General features: G+C 43.3%; 22 protein-coding genes and 1 riboswitch. Of the genes, 14 read left to right on the top strand and 8 right to left on the bottom strand.

From position 1 onward, the window contains the following. Window positions 1–324: 324 nt before the first annotated feature. Window positions 325–639 carry a GIY-YIG nuclease family protein gene (locus CK503_RS07260; protein WP_217988363.1) on the bottom strand — a complete coding sequence of 105 codons (315 nt, stop codon included), beginning with the start codon at window positions 637–639 and terminating at the stop codon, window positions 325–327. Between the two features lie 308 nt (window positions 640–947). On the opposite strand from CK503_RS07260, the gene CK503_RS07255 reads away from it, so the two are divergent. The 5 genes from CK503_RS07255 to CK503_RS16095 all read left to right on the top strand — a co-directional run bounded on the left by CK503_RS07255 (window position 948) and on the right by CK503_RS16095 (window position 3,876). Next, window positions 948–1,898: a flagellin gene (locus tag CK503_RS07255; protein WP_095606126.1), complete on the top strand. Its 951-nt coding sequence runs from the start codon at window positions 948–950 to the stop codon at window positions 1,896–1,898. 191 nt (window positions 1,899–2,089) lie between these two features. Further along, window positions 2,090–2,287, top strand: a complete 198-nt coding sequence (locus CK503_RS07250) for a hypothetical protein (protein WP_095606125.1) — start codon at window positions 2,090–2,092, stop codon at window positions 2,285–2,287. 178 nt (window positions 2,288–2,465) lie between these two features. Continuing rightward, window positions 2,466–2,717, top strand: coding sequence for a hypothetical protein (locus CK503_RS07245; RefSeq protein ID WP_095606124.1), 252 nt, complete (start codon window positions 2,466–2,468; stop codon window positions 2,715–2,717). A gap of 61 nt (window positions 2,718–2,778) precedes the next feature. Then, window positions 2,779–3,723: an L-histidine N(alpha)-methyltransferase gene (gene egtD / locus CK503_RS07240; RefSeq protein ID WP_255233353.1), complete on the top strand. Its 945-nt coding sequence runs from the start codon at window positions 2,779–2,781 to the stop codon at window positions 3,721–3,723. 15 nt (window positions 3,724–3,738) lie between these two features. Beyond that, window positions 3,739–3,876: a hypothetical protein gene (locus CK503_RS16095; protein ID WP_176466242.1), complete on the top strand. Its 138-nt coding sequence runs from the start codon at window positions 3,739–3,741 to the stop codon at window positions 3,874–3,876. A gap of 198 nt (window positions 3,877–4,074) precedes the next feature. On the opposite strand, the gene CK503_RS07235 is transcribed toward CK503_RS16095, so the two are convergent. Next, entirely contained in the window at window positions 4,075–5,007 is a 933-nt protein-coding gene (locus CK503_RS07235) for a patatin-like phospholipase family protein (protein WP_095606123.1), read from the bottom strand. A 109-nt stretch (window positions 5,008–5,116) separates the two neighbouring features. Beyond that, a riboswitch (TPP riboswitch) is annotated at window positions 5,117–5,212 on the top strand. Between the two features lie 80 nt (window positions 5,213–5,292). Between CK503_RS07235 and CK503_RS07230 the strand changes: the two genes are divergently transcribed. The 5 genes from CK503_RS07230 to CK503_RS07210 all read left to right on the top strand — a co-directional run bounded on the left by CK503_RS07230 (window position 5,293) and on the right by CK503_RS07210 (window position 9,616). After that, complete coding sequence (locus CK503_RS07230; protein ID WP_095606122.1) at window positions 5,293–6,030, top strand: class I SAM-dependent methyltransferase; 738 nt, start codon at window positions 5,293–5,295, stop codon at window positions 6,028–6,030. Window positions 6,031–6,032: 2 nt separating this feature from the next. After that, the gene (locus CK503_RS07225) at window positions 6,033–7,097 is read left to right on the top strand and encodes an AIR synthase family protein (RefSeq protein ID WP_095606121.1); all 1,065 of its coding nucleotides are present in this window, start codon (window positions 6,033–6,035) and stop codon (window positions 7,095–7,097) included. Window positions 7,098–7,148: 51 nt separating this feature from the next. Continuing rightward, window positions 7,149–7,787 carry a thiamine phosphate synthase gene (locus tag CK503_RS07220; protein WP_095606120.1) on the top strand — a complete coding sequence of 213 codons (639 nt, stop codon included), beginning with the start codon at window positions 7,149–7,151 and terminating at the stop codon, window positions 7,785–7,787. Window positions 7,788–8,160: 373 nt separating this feature from the next. After that, window positions 8,161–8,439, top strand: a complete 279-nt coding sequence (locus tag CK503_RS07215) for a Trm112 family protein (RefSeq protein WP_095606119.1) — start codon at window positions 8,161–8,163, stop codon at window positions 8,437–8,439. 88 nt (window positions 8,440–8,527) lie between these two features. Beyond that, entirely contained in the window at window positions 8,528–9,616 is a 1,089-nt protein-coding gene (locus CK503_RS07210) for a Fic family protein (protein WP_095606118.1), read from the top strand. A gap of 298 nt (window positions 9,617–9,914) precedes the next feature. On the opposite strand, the gene ettA is transcribed toward CK503_RS07210, so the two are convergent. Both ettA and CK503_RS07200 read right to left on the bottom strand, forming a co-directional pair. Further along, on the bottom strand, window positions 9,915–11,585 hold the full coding sequence (ettA, locus tag CK503_RS07205) for an energy-dependent translational throttle protein EttA (protein ID WP_095606117.1): 1,671 nt from the start codon (window positions 11,583–11,585) through the stop codon (window positions 9,915–9,917). Between the two features lie 397 nt (window positions 11,586–11,982). Continuing rightward, window positions 11,983–12,453, bottom strand: coding sequence for a YehS family protein (locus CK503_RS07200; RefSeq protein ID WP_095606116.1), 471 nt, complete (start codon window positions 12,451–12,453; stop codon window positions 11,983–11,985). Window positions 12,454–12,687: 234 nt separating this feature from the next. Here CK503_RS07200 and CK503_RS07195 point away from each other — a divergent pair, with 234 nt between their 5' ends. The 4 genes from CK503_RS07195 (at window position 12,688) to CK503_RS07175 (ending at window position 17,613) form a co-directional block, all read left to right on the top strand. Beyond that, a complete protein-coding gene (locus tag CK503_RS07195; RefSeq protein ID WP_095606115.1) occupies window positions 12,688–14,913 on the top strand; it encodes an amino acid permease in 2,226 nt (741 codons plus the stop codon). 76 nt (window positions 14,914–14,989) lie between these two features. Then, window positions 14,990–15,193, top strand: coding sequence for a DUF3185 family protein (locus CK503_RS07190; protein ID WP_095606114.1), 204 nt, complete (start codon window positions 14,990–14,992; stop codon window positions 15,191–15,193). 4 nt (window positions 15,194–15,197) lie between these two features. Then, window positions 15,198–16,817, top strand: coding sequence for an adenine deaminase (gene ade / locus CK503_RS07185; protein ID WP_095606113.1), 1,620 nt, complete (start codon window positions 15,198–15,200; stop codon window positions 16,815–16,817). Window positions 16,818–17,235: 418 nt separating this feature from the next. After that, window positions 17,236–17,613, top strand: a complete 378-nt coding sequence (locus tag CK503_RS07175) for a helix-hairpin-helix domain-containing protein (RefSeq protein WP_095606111.1) — start codon at window positions 17,236–17,238, stop codon at window positions 17,611–17,613. 469 nt (window positions 17,614–18,082) lie between these two features. On the opposite strand, the gene CK503_RS07170 is transcribed toward CK503_RS07175, so the two are convergent. The 4 genes from CK503_RS07170 to CK503_RS07155 form a co-directional block, all read right to left on the bottom strand. Then, on the bottom strand, window positions 18,083–18,598 hold the full coding sequence (locus CK503_RS07170) for a hypothetical protein (protein WP_095606110.1): 516 nt from the start codon (window positions 18,596–18,598) through the stop codon (window positions 18,083–18,085). A gap of 171 nt (window positions 18,599–18,769) precedes the next feature. Further along, the gene (locus CK503_RS07165) at window positions 18,770–19,009 is read right to left on the bottom strand and encodes a hypothetical protein (RefSeq protein ID WP_095606109.1); all 240 of its coding nucleotides are present in this window, start codon (window positions 19,007–19,009) and stop codon (window positions 18,770–18,772) included. Further along, a complete protein-coding gene (locus CK503_RS07160; RefSeq protein ID WP_095606108.1) occupies window positions 19,002–19,739 on the bottom strand; it encodes a DUF6339 family protein in 738 nt (245 codons plus the stop codon). The genes CK503_RS07165 and CK503_RS07160 overlap by 8 nt, the downstream gene beginning before the upstream one ends. 19 nt (window positions 19,740–19,758) lie before the next feature. Continuing rightward, the gene (locus tag CK503_RS07155) at window positions 19,759–20,568 is read right to left on the bottom strand and encodes a hypothetical protein (RefSeq protein ID WP_095606107.1); all 810 of its coding nucleotides are present in this window, start codon (window positions 20,566–20,568) and stop codon (window positions 19,759–19,761) included. Between the last annotated feature and the right edge of the window lie 6 nt (window positions 20,569–20,574).

Below are 20,574 nucleotides of genomic sequence, written 5' to 3'. Positions count from 1 at the left end.
CCAACGTTTGTCATTGCGATCTGCCAGCCGGATGAGAAGCAATCTTCTGAAAATTGTTTACTAACATATGAGGGTGAGTTTTTTAGATATTACGCGAACTAATTCAAGGAGATTACGTCGTTGGGATAAACCTCCCTCGTAATGACATTGCCTTCATATTATTTTAAAACAATGTTCGTCATCACGAGTGGAGTGAAACGAAACGCGGCGATCTCCTTGAAATAGTTTGCTTATGTGTGAGGGGTAACCCTTAGATATTACAGGAACTTTTCCAGGGAGATTACTTCGTCGTAGCAAGCTACTCCTCGTAATGACAGCTCTTTATTAGGGAAGGAGTTCCTCATACAAATCCTTCCAGTGGGGATTCAGGTTTTCTATAAAGTCAATTTTATGTTGTCTGGAACCCGCCTTTATCTGTTTCTTCCAGACAATAGCGCCTTGTGGGTGATCGTATTCTTCTATGTATACCAACTTCGTGCAGTTGTAGCGCTTGGTGAAGCCATCTACCAATTTTTGTTTGTGTTGCCAACCTCTTTTGAGGATATCTCCTGTTACACCGGTGTAGAGAACGGTGTGGTGAGTATTGGTAATAATATATACGTGATACTTTTTTGCCATAGTATAGTAGGACTCTTTCATGTGGCATTACTTACAAGGCTTTTTGGGAAACAACGTTTGTCATCGCGAGCGGAGTGGAACGCAGCGCGGCGATCTCCATGACTCGAGTTTTTAATGCATTAGAGTTTCTTACGCGAACACTTCCGGGGAGATTACGTCATTGGGAGAAACTCTCCTCGGAATGACTGCCCTTATTCCCCACCTGCGTAAATCTGTGCTAAGAAGAAAAACCAGAAAAAATATTTAAGTCGGCCTGTGGGGCCCCGATAACCACAGTGCAAGCAGGAAGTAACAAATGTATTACTAACAAAAAAACGGAGAAAAACGTTATGGCAAGTTTTGGAGATTTAAACAGGGTAAACACAAACATTCAGTCGCTGGACTCGCAGCTGTCGCTGAACAAGATTAACAAGCAGATGGCCGAGAACCAGCTGAAGATGTCGACGGGTAAGCGGATTAACCGCGCCGAAGACGATTCGGCCGGCTTCTCGATTGCCACGAAGTTGCGCAGTCGTATCGGCGGCTTGAACCAGGCGATGCAGAATGTTGGAGATGCCAAGTCGGTCTTGGATATTGCCGAGTCAAGCTTTGGTACGGTGATGGATAACCTGGTAGAAATGAAAGGATTGGCCACCCAGGCGGCCAACGATACGCTTGGTGATGATGAGCGTGGGTTTATTGGTGATCAGCTCAAAGCGTTGGGTGATGACATCAATAAGATCGCTGATCAGACCGTGTACCAAGATTATGAACTTCTCAACGGGGATGATGCAACGGGTACCATGTCAGGAACACTGTCGCTTACGTTCCAGGTTGGTGAGCGAGAATCAGATACGATTACGGCCGATCTGAGTGCAGTGAATGTGGGTGAGCTTTTTGCCTCAGGTACGGCGGCCGGTGCAACGGTAGACTTAGGAGCAACGGCCGGAGCTATTCAGGCTCAGGCTGCGGATACGGATGATGCCGGTGGATTGACCTTTGCTTCTACAGCGAATTCCGAGGATTACCGTTCATTTATCGGAAAGATAGATGAAGCGATTACGACGATGTCGGAGAACGTGAATGACATTGGTATTACCCAATCGTCGCTGTCGGTACGTGAGCAGACGCTCTCGGAGTCGATCAGTGCAAATGAGTCGGCGAAGTCCCGAATTATGGATACCGACTTTGCGAAGGCCCAGAGTGAGTCCGTGAGACTGCAGATCTTGCAGCAGACGGCAACCTCTTCGCTGGCGCAGGCCAACAACGGCCCGCAGTCGGTTCTTGGATTTATTGGATAATCTTACAAATCCAATACCTAAATACATGCAAAGCGATACCACAAGCAGTGGTATCGCTTTTTTTATTTCTATTACATAACTGAAGGGTAGTATTGCAATAAAACTTGCAAACTGCTTTATTAGAAATTGGAAGGAAATTTTTTGCCCCCTTTTATCGTTATGTAATAAAAAGAACCAAAGCCTTTTAATTTATGCCTGAGAAAATAGAGAAGTTTGAAGAGATGATCGAAGACCCTACTGCGCATCAGCTAAAAGCTTATTACGACGCAAAAGAAAAAGCTTGTGTTGATGCCATGAAATCTACAAAATCAAAAAACCCACACAATAAAGGTTCAAATCTGGCAGATTTTTGGGATTACGTTTATAAACAATTTTATGAAATACAATAATAGGTCGATTTACTTTATCTAATTTTATATTAGAGCATGCAGAATTTTCTGCAAGCTTTTTTTATGTAATCTGTTCTATTACAATGTAAATTGTTGTATTTGCTATTTATACTATTTTATAAATTAAATTATATTCAATGTGTATATTGGTTGAAATTGTATAAAAGTAATATTTGATATGGATATTAAGTTTGTAGACCGTGAAAAAATTTATACTTCGAAGAAAAGGTCTTCGAAGTTTAAGCCCCTGTTGGAAGCTCTTGATGAGCTTGAAGTGGGCGGGGATGCCATCGAAATAGATTACGAAGATGATAAAAGCGTTAATTCTATGCGAACGGCTGTTTATCAATATAATCAGGAGAAGGGAGTGAAGATTAAGACCGGTAAGGATTCAAAAAACAAAAAAATATATTTCTACAGAGAACGATAATAGCTTCGCTCATCGTTTGTAGCTACACAATACAATAGTTTTCTAATCCTTATTTTCTTCTATGGAAGATCTTTCGTCGGTCGATGCCAGTATTATGCAAAAAGAGGTGTTGGAAGGATTGACCAAGTCTCAAAAACAGCTGCCCAGCAAGTATTTTTACGACGAAAAGGGGTCAGATCTGTTTGAACAGATTACTCGTCTCAATGAATACTATCTTACCGATTGCGAAAAGGAGATCCTGCAAAATAATATTAAAGATATTGCAGGGTGTATTGGTAAAGATGTGATGCTGATAGAGCTGGGCAGTGGAAGCAGTTACAAAACCCGGTTTTTGCTCGAAGAGTTATCAGACCTTTCCACCTATATACCGGTTGATATTTCAGAAGAATTTTTGTTGAAGACGGTTAGTCAATTGCGCCTGGAATATCCAAAAATATCTATTATTCCTGTTTTTGCAGATTACACATCAAATTTTGATCTGCCGGTTACAGAAGGTTCAAACCAGAAACAGGTCGTATTTTTTCCGGGTTCGACGATTGGTAATTTTGATCCCGAAGAGGTACAGGTATTTTTGAATAATATGGCAGGCATTACCGCTGATGATTCAGAGATGCTTGTGGGGGTGGATTTGAAGAAAGATCCGAAGGTGCTGGAAGCGGCTTATAATGATAAGCAAGGTATTACAGCTCAGTTCAATAAAAATATGTTGACACACCTTAATCGAGTATTGGGTGCCGATTTTGATATCGAAAAGTTTAGGCACAAGGCGTTTTATAATGAAGAGGCCGGACGCATTGAAATGCATCTGATATCATCCCAAAAACAGACGGTTACTATTGGGGATCAGAGAATAGCGTTTGAGAAGGGCGAATCGATCCATACCGAAAGTTCATATAAGTATGGTCTTGAGGAATTTGAGGAGTTGGTTGCTGATTGGTATTCGGTAGAGAAAGTGTGGACGGATGATAAGAGTTATTTTTCTCTGCAATATCTTAAAAAGAAATGATGGGTGTATCCGGCAATGATTCGATTTTTCAGAAATAACACCGAAGATGGATCAACCCTGACGTGGGGATTTGTAGTGATGCTCATTGCCATCGGCTTGATTGTGGGATCTTTTCTTGTACAGGTGGCTATGGGATTATGTCCCGTTCCGTAAAGGATTTTTGATCAGGCTTCAAAACACGACAAAATTTTTGAGAACGGTACTACAACGGTCAATACTATTTCATTTCAGGAAAAGAGAGAAACACTTGGACATGTTGGCACCGGTGGATTTGCATCTTAATATTAGAGATCTAAACAGGAGAAGAAATGTTAATCACTAAGAGGTGCCTGTTTGGGAAATAGATGATATTCACGCAATTCGGCTTTCTAAAATTTGATGGGTCCTGTTTCGTCCTTTTTCCATCAGCTTGCGGATTCTTTGATTGTCAAAATCCAGAGCATCACCCAGTGGTTCTTCGGGAGCAATAATAATGGGTTCTATATAGTGATAAGGAGAGCCGTCTGATTTTTTGAGTGTTAATCCTTGGGTTTCGGCCTGTTTGACAAGTCGATTAGCGACAAGAAATCGATCGATATCTTCGTGGAAGATTTCGTTCAGCATGATGTCAATAGATCGGAATGCAATCTCTAAAATATCACGAACCTTGGTGGTGCCGGGGTCTTTATTTACCGGTTCAGTGGGGATAATAATTATCCGATCAGGTCTGTAGGGCAGTACTTCTTTAATTGGTGAGATATTCCGGAGTCCCCCGTCAACGGCTGTAAAGTCGCCAATATGTGCAGGATTAAAATAAACCGGAATGGCCGTTGAAGCTAAAATCCGCTTTAAATCGTCTTGATCAATCGTGTGCCCATCAGTACGGCGAATGGTTGCTTTTACATATTCACCACTTTCCAGTTTCACATAACCAAAGTGAAATGGGAGCTTCACTGTTTTATCCTTAAGATAATGATGCATCAAATGTTGAAGGGGCTCGTTGTTATATCTGGAAACCGGTGGTGAGCCAAAACCAATTTTATATAGAAGGTATTGTCGAGCCAGTGTTAAGAGAGAGGTTTTACGCAACACCTTATTGGGAGTGATCTCCTGCCAGATGTCAAGCAGTTCATTAAATTGATCCGTAGCCAGCATAACCCCGTTCAATGCGCCCACACTGACCCCGCTGATAGCATCAAAAGAATAGCCTGCCTCTTTTAATACTTCCAGAGCCCCTGCCTGGAAAGCTCCCTTTGCTCCGCCTCCGGAAAGCACCAAGGCAGTATTTTGGTCAGTTGAATTCATAATTAATTGTTTGCTCTCTGTTGGCCTTTGTAGATAAGATTACTTAATGTCATCTATGTTACAAGTCTGATAATATGTTTGTTTACCAATCCCTCGAAAATCATTACTTTAACTTTTTCAGGGGTGCCCCGTAAAACGGGGCTGAGATCAAACCCTTCGACCTGATCTGGATAATACCAGCGTAGGGAACCAGTCTGCTTATTGCAAGTTATGTGTCCGGCTGATTGCCTGTCTGTTATTATCCATCCGGTCGGAACCGAACTTTGAAATTTTTAGCATGATGCAATGAGTGATAAACTCCAAAAGAAAAAGTTTGAGCTGGCCACCAAGAAACTTGAGCAGTGGCAGGATCGCGAAGAATGGTTTTTCAATCGTGAGCACACCGAAGTGTATGAGGATTATTATGAGGGTCGCTATAAGCGGGCTGAGATCTGGCAGAAGAAGGTGTTGGCCAAGCTTATCCAAAAAGATGAGCGCGTAGAAACCCTGCTGGAATACGGATGTGGAACGACCCGTTTTACTCGCTGGTGGCAGGAAATTGGTATTGAGGCCACTGGGGCGGATATTTCGCCGTTTATGTTAGGTGAAGGAAACAAACATTTTGACGGTGATCTGGTATGGGCCGATTCTCATCACATGCCGTTTAAAGACAACACATTTGATGCACTGGCTTTTATCGCTACGTTTGCTTATTACGATGATCCGATCAAGGTGATCCGTGAGGCGGTTCGTGTAGGAAAGTACGGGATGATTTTTGGTATTATGAATCGCAATTCTACGAAAGTGATGCGCCGGCGCGTGCAGGAGGTTTTCGGAGCGAACCCCTATTATGAGACGGCCAATTTCTATACGCCGAATAAGCTGATTGACACTATTCACGAGGCGCTCGAGGGACGATTGTATGAGATTGAATGGACGGCCACCGGCCTGCCCAAATGGTTCCCCGTGCAGCGTTGGGGACTACCGATCGGCGATTTTTTTGGGCTGCATGTAAAGTTAACTGATGTCGAAGAAAACAGATAAGTATGAGTGCATTTGAAGATCAAAGTGGAAAAATAAGCAGCAAACTCTTCCGGCAAATAATTGAACCGCAAAGCGGTCGGAAGCGGGATGAAGTTATTACCGGTCCCGGCTTTGGTGTGGATACGGCCGTCATTGATCTTGGGAATGGTAACGGACTGGCGACTTCGAGTGACCCGGTCTCGCTGATTCCGTTATTGGGACTTAAAGAATCGGCCTGGCTGTCGGTGCACTTACTGGTCAACGATATGGCTACTACCGGATTTGCTCCACAATATGTGCAATTTGTATTAAATCTACCGGCTGATTTCCCCCGTGATTCTTTTGAGCAGTACTGGAAATACATTCACGAATTTTGTGATGATTTAGGTATTGCTATTACCGGCGGACATACTGCGCAGGTGCCGGGACAGGAATCCACAACGCCGGGTGGTGGCACGATGTTTTTACAGGCACCGCTTGATGAAATTATAACAAGTGACGGTGCTGAACCGGGTGATAAAATTGTAGTTACTAAAGAAAGTGCGCTGGTTTCTTCCTCGATTCTGGCGAAGAGTTTTCCCGAGACGGTTAAAGAAGAGTGCGGACCGGAAATTTATGAGCAGGCCTGTGAAAATTTCTATCGCACCTCATCTTTGCAAGATGCACTGGAAGCAACGAAGGTGCTTGCACCGAAAACGGAATTAAAGGCCATGCACGATGTTACCGAGGGTGGATTGCTTGGTGGCATAACTGAGTTGGCCGAGGCTTCGGGTTGTGGCTTTCGCGTAGATAGTGATAAACTTCCCGTGGGAGAGGCGCCTCAAAAAATTTGTGAGCTTTTTGAGATTGATCACCGTCTTTGTGTAGGGGCCGGCTCTATGATAATGGCCGTAGCGGCAGGAAAGGAAGAAGCACTTGTGAACTACTTGAATGATCAGTCCATTCCGGCGACGGTGGTAGGTGAGTTGACAGAAAAAAGTGAGGCAACCATCCTGATTGAAGATGGAAAGGAAGATTCTTTTAAGTTCGACGGTAACGATCCGTATTGGAATGCATTTTTTAAAGCGATGGAAAAAGGTTGGGAATAAGTTCTCCTGTGCTCCTTTGAAGGGGGGGCTACTAATAAAAAGTTGAAAAGTATGAGAAATGAGGAACTGAACGGTCTATACTTGGTTGTCGATCCATCCATGGATCACGAAGTGCTACTTAAAAAGATAGAAGAATCTTTGAAGGGCGGTATAGAAATATTACAGATCTGGAATCACTGGCCCGATGGAATGAGTGAGTATGATAAAGAGCAGTTGATTACATATATCATTGAGATGGCCGGGAAATATGGTGTGCCGGTATTGATTAATGATGACTGGGAATTGTTGCAGAATACAGATCTGGCCGGTGTACATTTTGATTCGATACCCGATGATATTGATAAAATCCGACAGAAAGTAGGCCGTGATTTTATTGCTGGTATTACTTGCAGTAACGATTTAGAAGTCGTTAAATGGGCCGAGGAAAACAGTTTTGATTACGTTTCTTTTTGTGCGATGTATCCGTCGCCCTCCGTGGGCAGTTGTGAGATCGTACGTCCTGAAACAGTTCGCAAGGCGCGGGAGGTTACGGATATACCGCTGTTTTTGTCCGGTGGGATTACGCCCGAAAAAATTGACGGACTGGAAGGGTTAGAGTTTAATGGCGTGGCGGTAATTTCCGGAATTTTGAGTGATGATGAACCGAAAGAAAAAGCACGGAATTATAATCAAGCGTTAATTAAGAGGTGATATGTTACTGTTCATTTTTTCAATGAGGAAAAAACGAACCAAAAAACTCACCACCTGAGAATTCTTCGCCTGAGCGTCGCTCATCGAGCCTGAAAAAACGCAAACTCATTCGCGTTGCTCATTCAGACAAGCATATTTTCGGACGGCTCTGCTTCGCTTGCTCCGAGACGGCTCACAATTCATATGGTGGGTTATCGGGGTCTGGGGCGAATCGCGGGAAAAATTCAAAAAAACTACTTTCCGTCTTAGAGCAACTACTAATGTAACATTTTATTGAGAACAAAATCTACGATTCCCCCAGCACTTTTTTCGTCTGTTTTTTGGTGACAAAAAATGGACATTCAATTTTTGCATCCAAAAAAATGAGATTTAAATGACGAAAGAACTCTTAGAAAAACTATGTTGCCCGATCGACAAGCACGATCTAAATGCTAATATCATTAACGAAGGGGAGGAAGGTGAAATTCTCGAGGGGCTCTTGAGCTGTCCTGAATGCAACCGCTACTTCCCGGTAATCTATGGCATTCCTATTCTTATTCCCGATGAATATCGCGATGAATCCATGGAGAAGCCACTGCTTAAAAAGTGGGGCTATGAGCTGACTGAAGGAGAAGATTCTGAAATACCATTATTAGACGGGAAAACAAAGTAAACTAAAAAAACTGAATACATGTCTATAAATTAATTATATTTCGACATATTTGTTGTTCATGTCAAAATTATAGACATATATTCTATAGATGGCTCACAATCCGAATAAACCGTATAACGATCTGCCCCTTTTGCCGCCGGATACAGAACTGGAAACACCGGCTGTGTTGAAATCAGCAATTCGTGCAAATCGTGCGTTGGCCGAGCTTAAGGGAAAAGCAGAAACGATACCCAATCAATCTATTTTGATTAATTCGATTATCCTACAGGAGGCAAAAGCCAGTTCGGAGATCGAAAATGTCATTACTACTAACGACCGGCTGTATGAAGCTTTTGCTGCCGAAGATCGCGATTACGATCCGCAGACAAAAGAAGTACTTCGTTATCGCGAAGCTTTGTGGAAGGGGTTTAATGCTCTGGATGATCGTCCGCTTTCGAGTAACCTGTTTATAGATTTGGTGCAGACCATTAAGCAAACTGAGTTGGGGATCCGTAATACTCCCGGGACGGTGATTGCAAATCCGAATACTAAAGATATTATTTACTGGCCGCCTGAAGGTGAAGAACGGATTCGAAAATTACTGAGTAACCTGGAAAACTATATTCATGATAAGTCTGTAAAGGTAGATCCGTTGATACAGATGGCGGTGATTCATTACCAATTCGAAGCTATCCATCCGTTTGATGATGGAAATGGACGCACAGGCCGAATTGTCAATATTTTATTTTTAGTGATGAAAGATCTGCTGAATCTGCCAATTCTGTATTTAAGCGATTATGTTATCCATAAAAAAGGGGATTACTATCGATTGTTGCGAGAAGTTACTGAGCAAAATGCCTGGGAACCATGGCTGTTGTTTATGCTGGATGCGGTGGAAGTTACAGCTAAAGAAGCGATGCAGCGTATCAATGAAATCCGAACCCTGATGGATGAAATGCTTGAAAAAGCCAGGCAAGAGCTGCCGAGCAGGGTCTATTCAAAAGAGCTGATAGAACTCCTTTTTGAGCAACCTTATTGTAAAATTAAATTCTTGGTAGACCGTGGTATTGCGCAACGACAGACTGCTGGTGATTATTTGTCGGAGCTGGAAAAAGCCGGCATCCTTAAAAGTAAGAAAGTGGGACGTGAGCAGCTGTATCGAAATACGCGACTATACGAACTACTTTCCGGTGAATAATAATAAATGTCGAAGCTATCGACACGTACTATATATGTGTCGAAATAAGATAAATTTATCGACATTGTTTATGTTTATATTGATTCCTTCAACATATTCTTGCCCGGGAGATTGATAAATTACGGGTAAATTAAATGAAGAATTCAGGAGCCAGTACTCAGAAGCTACTCACCTCGCAGGCCCAGAACCTTTTCCAAGAGGGGCAATTTTTAGTGGTTGGCGAAAGTCGAGATGTGAAATAGTCAACGCCCGAACAGCTATCAAAGCTCTTCTGACTCCTGATAACTGAATTCTGTCTTTAATCCCGCATCAGCTTTTTGTACTGTACGCGTTCAGGATGATATTTTGAACCCAGTCGCTGTTCACGATTTTCTTCGTATTCAGAGTAATTGCCCTCAAACCAATACACCTGACTGTTGCCTTCAAAAGCCAGCATGTGCGTAGCGATACGATCAAGAAACCAACGATCGTGAGAAATAACGACAGCACAGCCCGCAAAATCCAGCAGGGCTTCTTCCAGCGCCCGAAGTGTATGAACGTCCAGATCGTTGGTCGGCTCATCAAGGAGTAATACATTAGATTCCTTTTTCAGCATCTTTGCCAGGTGCACGCGATTTCGTTCCCCGCCCGAAATTTCGCTGCACCGTTTTTGCTGATCGCTGCCACTGAAGTTAAAACGGGCCGTGTAAGCTCTTGAGTTTACTTCACGATTGCCCAGCTTGATTGTATCCTTGCCGCCCGAAATTTCCTCCCAAATGGTTTTTTGGGGATCAAGTGGACGTTTTTGATTCACGTAGCCAAGCTCAACACTTTTGCCAATTTCTATGCTACCACTGTCCGGTTCTTCTTCACCGGTAATCATCTTAAAGAGCGTTGATTTTCCTGCGCCGTTGGGACCAATGACACCGACAATCCCGCCGGGTGGCAGACTGAAATTCATTTCTTCAATAAGCAGTCGATCATCATAGCCCTTCGAAACATCATTTGCTTCAATCACTTTATCACCCAATCGCGGACCGGCGGGAATAAAAATTTCCATATCCTCCCGCTGCTTTCGACGTTCCTCGGATAGCAGCTCCTCGTACTGGTTGATTCGTGCCTTGCTTTTGGATCGTCGGCCTTTGGGGTTTTGCTGTATCCATTCCAGCTCTTTTTGCAGCGTTTTTTGCCGCTTCGACTCCTGTTTTTCCTCCTGTTCCAATCGCTTTTTCTTCTGATCCAGCCACGAGCTGTAATTGCCTTCAAACGGAATACCTTCGCCGCGGTCAAGTTCCAGAATCCATCCCGCAACATTATCAAGGAAATACCGATCGTGCGTTACGGCAATTACCGTCCCTTCATAACGATCCAGGTGCTGTTCGAGCCAGGCCACGGATTCGGCATCGAGGTGATTAGTAGGCTCATCGAGCAGAAGTACATCCGGTTTTTTAAGTAGCAATCGACACAGTGCAACGCGACGTGCTTCACCACCAGAAAGTACTTCTACGGAGGTGTCACCCGGAGGCGTGCGCAAAGCATCCATGGCTTGGTCCAATTTGCTGTCGAGATCCCACGCCCCGATATGTTCGATCTTCTCCTGCAGTTTTTCCTGCTTTTCAATCAGTTTCTCAAAGTCGGCATCGGGATCACCGAAAGCGGCATTTACTTCCTCATATTCAGCCAACAGATCGATCTGCTCCTGTACGCCCTCTTCAACAATTTCCTTGACCGTCTTATCGGGATCGAGTTTGGGCTCCTGCGGAAGCATCCCGAAAGTAATACCTTTATTTCGCGATATTTTGCCCTGATATTCCTCATCATTTCCTGCAATAATATTCAGCAGGGTGCTTTTCCCGGAACCGTTATTACCGAGTACACCGATTTTGGCTCCGTGAAAAAAGGAGAGGTAAATATCTTTGAGAACGTAGTTGTTGGGCTTGTATACTTTGCTTACGCCCTCCATCGAAAAAATAATTTTTTGGTCGCTCACGAGACTTGAATTAAGAATTAGGAATTATCAATGAGGAATGTGCAGACATTTAGTCAAGCGATTAATATAAGGATTTTGCAGGGGGAGTTAATAAGGAAATTGAATTAAAAAATGCTGTTTGCGGACGGTACGGCTTCGCTTGCTCCGAGACGGATCAGAATTCTCGAGGGTATATTTGGGGTTCGGGGTGAATCGCGGGAAAGGAATTCGAAAAAGCAGTGGACGTTTTAGAGCAAAAAGCTTACTGCCAATTATAAAAAGTACAATATCTACGATTCTCCCGAGACTTTTTGTATTCGTTTTTTGGTCACAAAAAATGAATAGCCATCTTGGAATACGCCAATGGGAAAAATTCACATCTTATTTTTAAGACTTCTGGAAATATTATAATACATAATCAATTTCTCACTCGTTCTGTTAATCCCTTTAAGAAATACCGCAAAATCTGATCACCACACTCCCGGTAATTATCATGCCCCTTGCGACGGAAAAGAGCACTCATCTCGTGCTTGGATATCGAAAAGCCACCCCGTTCCAGGATGTTGTGCATATCATTTTCGCGTAGTTCAAAGGCCACCCGAAGTTTTTTAAGCACGATGTTGTTGGTGACCGGTGTTTTGATGGGTCGCGGAGGATGTTTTTTGCTTTTGCCGCGTTTATGGTAGATAAGGCCATCTAAAAAATGAGCCATGAGAACGTGACTGCAATCTTCTCCCTTTTCATCGTCGGGCAGGTTCTGACTCTTAAAAATCTGGGCTACTTCCCCTCGTTCGGGTTTGTATCCCCGAAGCTTTAGGATATGAGCTATTTCATTATCGTTAAGATCAAGCATATAGCGAATGCTTTGGATAACGTCGTCGTTTCTCATGAATTATGGGATAAGATGGGAGTTCGAGATCTATACAATACCTAAAGGTACGGTTTTGGGTAAGACTTTCGAATTATACTGAGTAAGAATTTATATTCAAGATAGAAAAACAACCTATTGAAACGATTGAGGTATTCATTTTTTTCAAAAAAAATTAAGTAAAGTTATAACATTTTTTTGAAGTTTTGTTTATTGTTATTTCGAAGTCAAGCTAAAATAAATAGTTGATTGCGTATGGCTGAGCAAACTCCGGGAGAAGCAACGCTGCAAGAACAGGTTGAAGAACGAGAGTCCACCGTGCAGCAAAAGTACGGGACGTTTGGGGGAGTATTTGTTCCAACCTTACTTACCATTTTGGGCGTTATCTTGTTTCTGCGCCAAGGCTGGGTTATCGGGAACGCCGGCCTGATGGGGGGATGGCTTATTATCACACTCGCTTTTGTGATTGTGACTTTTACAGCCCTCTCTATGTCGTGTATTACAACCAATATTCGTATTAAAGCGGGCGGAGCCTACTCGATTATATCACAGTCGCTGGGTTTAGAAGTGGGAGGCAGCGTGGGGGTGCCTTTATATCTGGCGCAGACCTTTGCCATCACCATGTATATTTTCGGTTTCAGGGAAGGGTGGCTGTATATCTTTCCCGACCATTATGCCATTTTAGTGGACATAGCGGTATTTGCCACCCTTTTTATCATTGCCTTTTTAAGCGCCAAGCTGGCATTTCGTATTCAGTATATTATTCTGGCCGTAATTATGGGCGCGCTGATATCGGTGGGAGCCACAGTATTTACAGGCGCGATGGAGCACAGCATCCAGTGGTGGGGAGCGTTCCCGGGTGCGCCCGAAAATAATTTTGAAGGGGTAAGTTTCTGGGTCGTCTTTGCCGTTCTGTTTCCAGCGGCTACGGGTATTATGGCGGGAGCAAATATGTCGGGTGAGCTCAAGAATCCCAAGAAAAGTATTCCGATTGGTACGTTGTCGGCCATCGCGATTAGCTATATTATTTATATGGCCAGTGGTTATTGGATGGCAAGGGTCGCCCCGGTTGATGAGCTGGTAAGCAACTATAACGTGATGATCGACTATGCGTTGTGGGCACCGGCGGTACTGGGAGGATTGCTGGGCGCTACCTTTTCTTCGGCATTGGCCTCTATTGTGGGGGCACCGCGTATTCTGCAGGCACTGGGTCATCATAAAATATTTCCCGGCGGAGATATCTTTTCGGAACTTGCGGAAAACGGGGAGCCCCGCAATGCTATCTTGCTTACCGGTGGATTGGTATTAGTTACGTTACTGCTTCGGGATTTAAATACCATTGCTCCGCTCATCACTATGTTCTTCTTGATTACCTATATGATGATCAATTTAGTGGTGTTTATTGAGCAGCAGATGGACATGATCAGTTTTCGTCCGACGTTTTCCATCCCCAAACTTGTTCCCTTTTTGGGAACCGCGGGGTGTTTATTCACCATGTTTATCATCAACTCCACCTTTGGCCTTATCGCTCTTAGCCTGGTAATTCTTATCTACCTATATCTTACCAACAGGAAACTCAAGGTACCCTACGGGGATATGCGAAGCGGTCTTTTTGTTTCGTTAGCAGAATGGGCGGCCAAACGTGTTTCACTGCTTCCCGAAAATAACGAACGAGCCTGGAAAGCTAACCTATTAGTGCCGGTGCGCAGTGCCCGTGAATTACGAGGCAGCTTTAGTCTTATCCGCAACCTGGTGTATCCCAAGGGATCGGTAAAACTGGTAGGTATGGGAGGTACCAAAGACCACAGTAAATTCGGGGAATCGCTAATGGATTTTGCAATGTCGTTCAGCCGGGAAAATGTATATACCCGATGGAGTATTATTGATTCGGATGATTTTAGACAGGCGGTATTGACTTCGTTGCAGACGTTGCAAGGTACATTTTTCAAGCCTAATATACTTTTCCTGCGATTGCCAAGCCACAAACGATACGACGAGGAGATCCACTCTATAATTAATGAGGCACGGCACAATAACATGGGGATACAGCTGTATGTTGAGGATCCTATAGCACAGCTGGGCCGGAGTTCTGCCATCAATGTATGGATACGAGAACAGAGCCCCGACTGGGACCTGAGTATGGAGCTTGGTAATGTAGATCTGTCCCTGTTGACGGCCTATAAATTAAAGATGAACTGGAAGGCACAGATGAGAGTGATTACGGTGGTGGAAGATTCGCAGGTTGAAGAAGCCTATCGCTATCTTGATAACCTGCTGGATGCGGCCCGTTTGCCGGATGTTCTCAAACATGTGGAGGTTGGGACTTTTAACGAAGCATTGCAGAACGCCCCGCAAGCCGATCTTGATCTTATGGGATTACCTAATGATCCGGACCTGGAACAGCTTAGATCGTATGTGGAAACTACCCAATCGGCCTGCGTATTTGTAGCAGACTCAGGCAACGAAAATATTTTAGCCTGATTTTGGGATATTTAAAATCTTTGCTCCATTTTGTTATTCGGAAAACCATCAGAATATTCATTTAATAGGGATTATCATGAGAAAAATAATTTCGGCCATATTATTAGTAGGCGGTATTCTTTTACTCTATTTCGGATATCAGGAATACCAGTCGTTTAGTTCAGAAGTGGATCAACTATTTGGGGGATCGGGCTCCGATAAAGCTATCTGGATGATTGTCGGTGGTGCTGCGGCTACAATAGGCGGACTCATGGGATTTTTTCGAGAAAAGATAAACTAAAAGAATGGAGAAAATACGAGGTATTGTTCTGGACGTCATTAACCATCGGCGTTTTAACGGCGAAGTGGAACTGAAAGAAGGAGTGATTAATGTGGTGCGTGAAGTCGATGGTGAAGTGCCCGAACAGTATATCATGCCCGGCTTTGTGGATTCCCATATCCATATCGAAAGCTCTATGCTGGTGCCTTCGGCTTTTGCCCGGCTGGCGGTACGCCACGGTACCGTAGCTACGGTCTCTGATCCCCACGAAATTGCCAACGTCTGTGGTAAAGACGGCGTAAATTTTATGATCAAGAACGGGAAGAAGGTGCCTTTTAAATTCTATTTCGGGGCACCGTCGTGTGTGCCCGCCACTCCGTTTGAGACCGCGGGTTCTGAGCTCGATACGGAGGCCGTAAGTGAGCTGTTGGATCGCGATGACATTCTGTACCTCGCGGAGATGATGAACTGGCCGGGTGTGCTGAACGGTGATAAAGAAGTGCAGTCCAAGATTAGTGCGGCACTTGATCGCGGGAAACCGGTAGACGGTCACGCTCCCGGACTAAAGGGAGAGAAAGCGGCACAATATGCTGAAGCTGGTATCACCACCGATCACGAATGCTATACCAAAGAGGAAGCCCTCGATAAGTTGAAACACGGCATGAAGATTGCAATCCGTGAGGGCAGTGCCGCCAAAAATTACGATGCGCTCATTTCGTTGCTGGATGATTATGCCGGAAAAATTATGTTCTGCTCGGACGATAAGCATCCCGACGACTTGGTCGTGGGACATATTAACGAGCTGGTAGCCCGAACGCTGGATCAGGGCCATGATCTCTTTGACACCCTTGAAGCGTGCTGCGTGACGCCGGTACAGCATTACGGCCTTGATGTAGGGCTGTTGCGGGAAGGAGACCCCGCTGATTTCATCGTTGTTGACGATCCGGATTCAATGCATGTACGACAAACCTGGATTAACGGCCATTGCGTGCTGAACGGAGAAACCGTGCATATTCCCGATGTTGATGTAAAACCTATTAATAACTTTGTCTCTAACACCTGCACACCGGATGATTTTATGATTGAGGCCGGTCAGGATGACCAATACCCGGTAATTGTGGCACAAGACGGACAACTTGTTACCGGGAAATCAACCGAGCGGTTGCCAATACAAAATGGCAAGTTGCAAACAGACCTTTCTCGGGATATTCTGAAAGTAGCGGTTGTTAACCGGTACGAAAAAGTCCCGCCCGCCACCGCATTTATTAAGAACTTCGGTATCCGCGAAGGTGCCATTGCCTCATCGGTAGCTCATGATTCCCACAACGTGATTGTCGTAGGAAGTTCCGACGAATATCTGAGCAAAGCCGTGAACTTGGTGATGGAACATGAGGGCGGGCTATCGGCCGTGTCGGCTGATAAAGAAGAAGTGTTGCCCCTTCCGATAGCAGGACTGATGAGTGACCGTCCCGGGGAAGAGGTGGCCGCTCATTATGAGAAGCTGAGTCGCATGGCCCGGGAGATGGGCAGTGAGCTGAACTCTCCCTTTATGCTGATCTCCTTTATGGCGCTGCTGGTAATTCCCAGTCTCAAAATAAGCGATAAGGGTCTGTTCGATGCTGATAATTTTGAATTTGTGGAGTAGGGTTTGGTTGAATGTTGAAGGTTGTAGAATTCAGCTGTCAAGACTTATCTCGTTTCGATTCTCTGCGTCGGAACGGAGGATCATATTTTCATGGTATAAATCCATTTGATAGTTAGTGCACTATGGTTATCCCATTTTGGGACCCACCCTAAATCCCTCCCTATGAATATGGAGGGACCTAAAACCGTGAAGTCTGCCGTAAAAAATTCCCCTCCTGGGGAGGGGTGCGGTTATCGGTTCGGTGGGCTTGCCGAAGCGATGGGGTGGATTATTAATAACTTTATCCTAACACACCCCGCTTCAGCACATAAAAACCATGTACTGATCCACTCTCGAAAGGTTTTACGGGAAGGCTTGCGGGAAAGTATATAAATGCTCATAATACTTTTTCAGAACATCTGAAATCAATACGAAAGCCATGCGATTCTTCTGGAAAATAGTACTTCTCACCGCTATTCCGATCGGCGGGTACTTGCTCTACAAAAAAAGTAAGCGACTATCCGAGATCGAAGTACCATCGGAACCGACGGAAGAAAATAGAGCAACTTCCGAATCTCCTCCCAGCCTGTCCCGAGCATTCGGGAGAAGGGCCGCCGAGGGACGAGGCGGGGTGGGTTCTACCGAGCAGATCATTGAGCGGCTTACTGAAATTGACGGGGTTACCAGCCGTGTGGCTGAGAACCTTGTGGAGAAGGGAATCAAAAGCAAAGAAGCTCTGACCAAGCTCTCCGAAGAGGAACTACGATCGGTTAAAGGCATTGGCCCCAAACGAGCAGCTAAGATTCTCAAACTATAATAGCTTTTAAACTTTTTCTTGTCTTCAATTTTTATGATCTAAATAGTGGTGTCTCTTTTACCTTAATGTATCGGGACAAAAATCCATTGAAGGGAATGACCCGGGGAGGACGAAGTCCCTCTTATTTTTCAACGGCGAAAAAATGGAACTCAAAAAAGTGTCTGGCTGAGAATACTGTAAACGCTATACCCATCAGGTGGAATAATTTTGATGGTCCTTTAACTATAGAAATAATTTAGCAGTTGATCACCGGTACAAAATTATTCTTTACCCCCCTCTGGGTTACGCACACTATTCGTTATGGCAGAGTTGAAAACCTTGAAATAGGTACGTAGGAATTCTCCCCTTGAGGTCCACGTTAAAAGGATGGGCAAAGTCCCCTCTGGAGAGGGGTGGGCTCCGCCGGGTTTGGCGGAGGTCGGGGTGTGTCTCTTGCTAATCCATTGGTTCACTCAATGAGCTTTGTATCTTATTGGTAATCTTTTTCCTCCGGTTGGTCAAAGACCCGTTTCCCAAGTTCGCGTTCTTTTTTGACCAGGAAGGATCCTTGTCCCCTTTGACGATAAAAGCGGCAGGCCCGCCCGATGATATAAAAGAGAAGAAAAACAAGCAGGGTAGCCACGACCGTTGCCACCGGCTGCCGGGTTAGGTTTTGGTATACGGCCTGACCATAGGCCACGCCTTCATTCAGTAATTCCATCACGCGGTTTATCGCATTTCCTCCGTAACGCTCGTTAAATGCCGAGGCGGTAAGCGTGTTATAATCCTGAATTACGGTACCGATATAGGTAAGGCTGTCAGGCCATTCCGCGATTCGATACAGGACGTTCCCAATTGAGCTAAAGCCTGTACTCATTTTGCTGAAAAAAGATCCCTCGGCTCCCAAGACAATCATGCCGATGACACCCGCAGCAAGCTTAAACAGGTATTCGAGCAGGAATAAAATGGGTTTTGCTACAATGGTTAGAAAACGGGATGCATTCATATGGCCTGTCGACTAAGGTTCCAAAGTGATTATTTCTTGGCAACATCAGTATATAATAGAATACTGTCAATTAGAAGAGATAAATAGGGAGGTGTAATTCAATCTATATTTGGTGTTGAGGGAGCGGTTGGGGAAGAGGAGAGAGATTTTCTAGAGGATATGCTGAAAGAATTAAGTTAAAGACCATTCTTTGGTATCTTCATCTTGTTCAATTACACCTTCTTTTTCCATCATGGCAAGTAACGTTCTTGATATATGTCCTTCATGACCTTTATGTCCAGAGTATATCCCAAGATTTCTACCAATTTCTGCATTACTTAGACTATCTTTAGGACTATTTTCTAATAATGAATATATAGTTCCTTTAAGATTTGCTATTGCAAGCTGTGCCTTAGCATATTCTTTATGCATACAGTTCTATATTCTTATGATTTGCAATTAATTGTAGCTCTGATTTCACCTCTTTATATGATAATGCAGATAGCAATTTAACCCCTCCAATACTGTTCAAGCTTTTGTACAAATCCCGAAGCTGATCTTCAGTAAGTTGATTGTTATCAGCATATATCTGTAAAAATGCTTTAACAACGTTTTCATACGTCCCAAACGTCCTTTCAACTAAACCCTGAAAGAGATCCTGTTTACTCCACAGTAATTTTGTTAATTCAAATTCATCTTTTCTATTTGGGTCATAGGTTAATTTTGCCGCCCACCATAGTCTGGAAATACTATTTCTCATTCTGGTTTCTATGCTAGCACCTTCAAAAAAGAATCTATCTATGATAGTATTAGCAGATGTACTAGAATCTATACCCCACCTTCTTATGGTATAGCTAAAAAATCTATCATGAGTAAGTGATAACCAAAGCCTTTTATCGTTTGCCTGTACAGGTGTTAAGTTTTTTAATTCTTGAAATATTTTAATACTACTTTCACAGTCAGCGGTAGATCTATCTTTTTTTGACCCTGTCGGTAATTCCAAGTTTTTGTCTATATAATAGTCAGTAGGTATATTTAAAAATTCTAAATGTTTAGTATTAAAAGAGGCTTTATTGTATTCTTTTCTCAGGTCTTCTGATGATTGAAAGTCTAACAATTGTGAGCAACACTCTTTCGACAATATTTGAATGTTTTCTTTCATTTAATATCGGAGCTTCTTTTTAATTTTTTGATATCTCTTTGTAAGATTTAAGTAAAGGTATTTCACCTTCTAATAGGATCTGTGCGTCAATAAAATGATTGCCAGTCCTTTCTTTTTCAGGTAAGAGTTTATCGATCACATTAAACCACTTGAATTGGCTTGCTGTTTCTTTTTGCTCATCTATAAATCTGAAAGCTTCTTCTAAAGCAGGCAGTATAAATATATTATAGGCAGTCCATGGATATGTTTTGAACATGTACGTATGAGGATGCTCTCCATTCAAAGGTGGATAAGTTATTTCTATATATTCATCGTTAGTAGCATCCACTTCTAATGCCTTATCTGAATTATCATGGGTTTTAAACTTAAAAATGTTTCCTAATCCCAGCTTCTCATCTTCTTTGGGTATAGGCACTCTTTCTTTATCTAAAGTACCTAAAACATCATTTTTATTTACTATAAATTTTTGTTTCCCATATTGACTGTTAAAAGATTCATGGAAGTATTCTAACCCATCAACAAGAGATAAAATGCGTACATCAATATCTACATGATTAATGATTTCATCTTCATTTATTTTCATTGTTGCCTGATTATAAAAGGTCCATGTGTTTAAAGTTGAACTGCAATATATTTTAACAAATGGACCAGCAAGTTCTTTATTTAATAGATGGTCAAAATAGTCGTTATTCACATCGAGCTTTACAAACTTAAACACTATTTCCCTAGTTTCTGGCTCTCTTGTTATTGATAGGTTAACGTTAAATTTACCTTCAATATCATCGTTAGATCCAAGGACTGGGTGAGGAAAAGAAAAATCTGTTTTCATAGTTCA

Source organism: Fodinibius salipaludis, from assembly GCF_002287075.1.
GTDB classification, from domain to species: domain Bacteria; phylum Bacteroidota; class Rhodothermia; order Balneolales; family Balneolaceae; genus Fodinibius; species Fodinibius salipaludis.
The sequence above is the reverse complement of the archived record's forward strand: the minus strand, read 5'-3'. Positions and strand labels throughout refer to the sequence as shown.

What these genes read in the sequence shown, in the direction of transcription:
- ade (WP_095606113.1), top strand. Translation starts at nt 15,198, where the DNA reads ATGGAGAAAATACGAGGTATTGTTCTGGACGTCATTAACCATCGGCGT.
- CK503_RS16095 (WP_176466242.1), top strand. Translation starts at nt 3,739, where the DNA reads ATGATTCGATTTTTCAGAAATAACACCGAAGATGGATCAACCCTGACG.
- CK503_RS07220 (WP_095606120.1), top strand. Translation starts at nt 7,149, where the DNA reads ATGAGAAATGAGGAACTGAACGGTCTATACTTGGTTGTCGATCCATCC.
- CK503_RS07190 (WP_095606114.1), top strand. Translation starts at nt 14,990, where the DNA reads ATGAGAAAAATAATTTCGGCCATATTATTAGTAGGCGGTATTCTTTTA.
- CK503_RS07160 (WP_095606108.1), bottom strand. Translation starts at nt 19,739, where the DNA reads ATGAAAGAAAACATTCAAATATTGTCGAAAGAGTGTTGCTCACAATTG.
- egtD (WP_255233353.1), top strand. Translation starts at nt 2,779, where the DNA reads ATGGAAGATCTTTCGTCGGTCGATGCCAGTATTATGCAAAAAGAGGTG.
- CK503_RS07175 (WP_095606111.1), top strand. Translation starts at nt 17,236, where the DNA reads ATGCGATTCTTCTGGAAAATAGTACTTCTCACCGCTATTCCGATCGGC.
- CK503_RS07225 (WP_095606121.1), top strand. Translation starts at nt 6,033, where the DNA reads ATGAGTGCATTTGAAGATCAAAGTGGAAAAATAAGCAGCAAACTCTTC.
- CK503_RS07195 (WP_095606115.1), top strand. Translation starts at nt 12,688, where the DNA reads ATGGCTGAGCAAACTCCGGGAGAAGCAACGCTGCAAGAACAGGTTGAA.
- CK503_RS07165 (WP_095606109.1), bottom strand. Translation starts at nt 19,009, where the DNA reads ATGCATAAAGAATATGCTAAGGCACAGCTTGCAATAGCAAATCTTAAA.
- CK503_RS07230 (WP_095606122.1), top strand. Translation starts at nt 5,293, where the DNA reads ATGAGTGATAAACTCCAAAAGAAAAAGTTTGAGCTGGCCACCAAGAAA.
- CK503_RS07155 (WP_095606107.1), bottom strand. Translation starts at nt 20,568, where the DNA reads ATGAAAACAGATTTTTCTTTTCCTCACCCAGTCCTTGGATCTAACGAT.
- CK503_RS07245 (WP_095606124.1), top strand. Translation starts at nt 2,466, where the DNA reads ATGGATATTAAGTTTGTAGACCGTGAAAAAATTTATACTTCGAAGAAA.
- CK503_RS07260 (WP_217988363.1), bottom strand. Translation starts at nt 639, where the DNA reads ATGAAAGAGTCCTACTATACTATGGCAAAAAAGTATCACGTATATATT.
- CK503_RS07200 (WP_095606116.1), bottom strand. Translation starts at nt 12,453, where the DNA reads ATGAGAAACGACGACGTTATCCAAAGCATTCGCTATATGCTTGATCTT.
- CK503_RS07170 (WP_095606110.1), bottom strand. Translation starts at nt 18,598, where the DNA reads ATGAATGCATCCCGTTTTCTAACCATTGTAGCAAAACCCATTTTATTC.
- CK503_RS07235 (WP_095606123.1), bottom strand. Translation starts at nt 5,007, where the DNA reads ATGAATTCAACTGACCAAAATACTGCCTTGGTGCTTTCCGGAGGCGGA.
- CK503_RS07210 (WP_095606118.1), top strand. Translation starts at nt 8,528, where the DNA reads ATGGCTCACAATCCGAATAAACCGTATAACGATCTGCCCCTTTTGCCG.
- CK503_RS07255 (WP_095606126.1), top strand. Translation starts at nt 948, where the DNA reads ATGGCAAGTTTTGGAGATTTAAACAGGGTAAACACAAACATTCAGTCG.
- CK503_RS07215 (WP_095606119.1), top strand. Translation starts at nt 8,161, where the DNA reads ATGACGAAAGAACTCTTAGAAAAACTATGTTGCCCGATCGACAAGCAC.
- CK503_RS07250 (WP_095606125.1), top strand. Translation starts at nt 2,090, where the DNA reads ATGCCTGAGAAAATAGAGAAGTTTGAAGAGATGATCGAAGACCCTACT.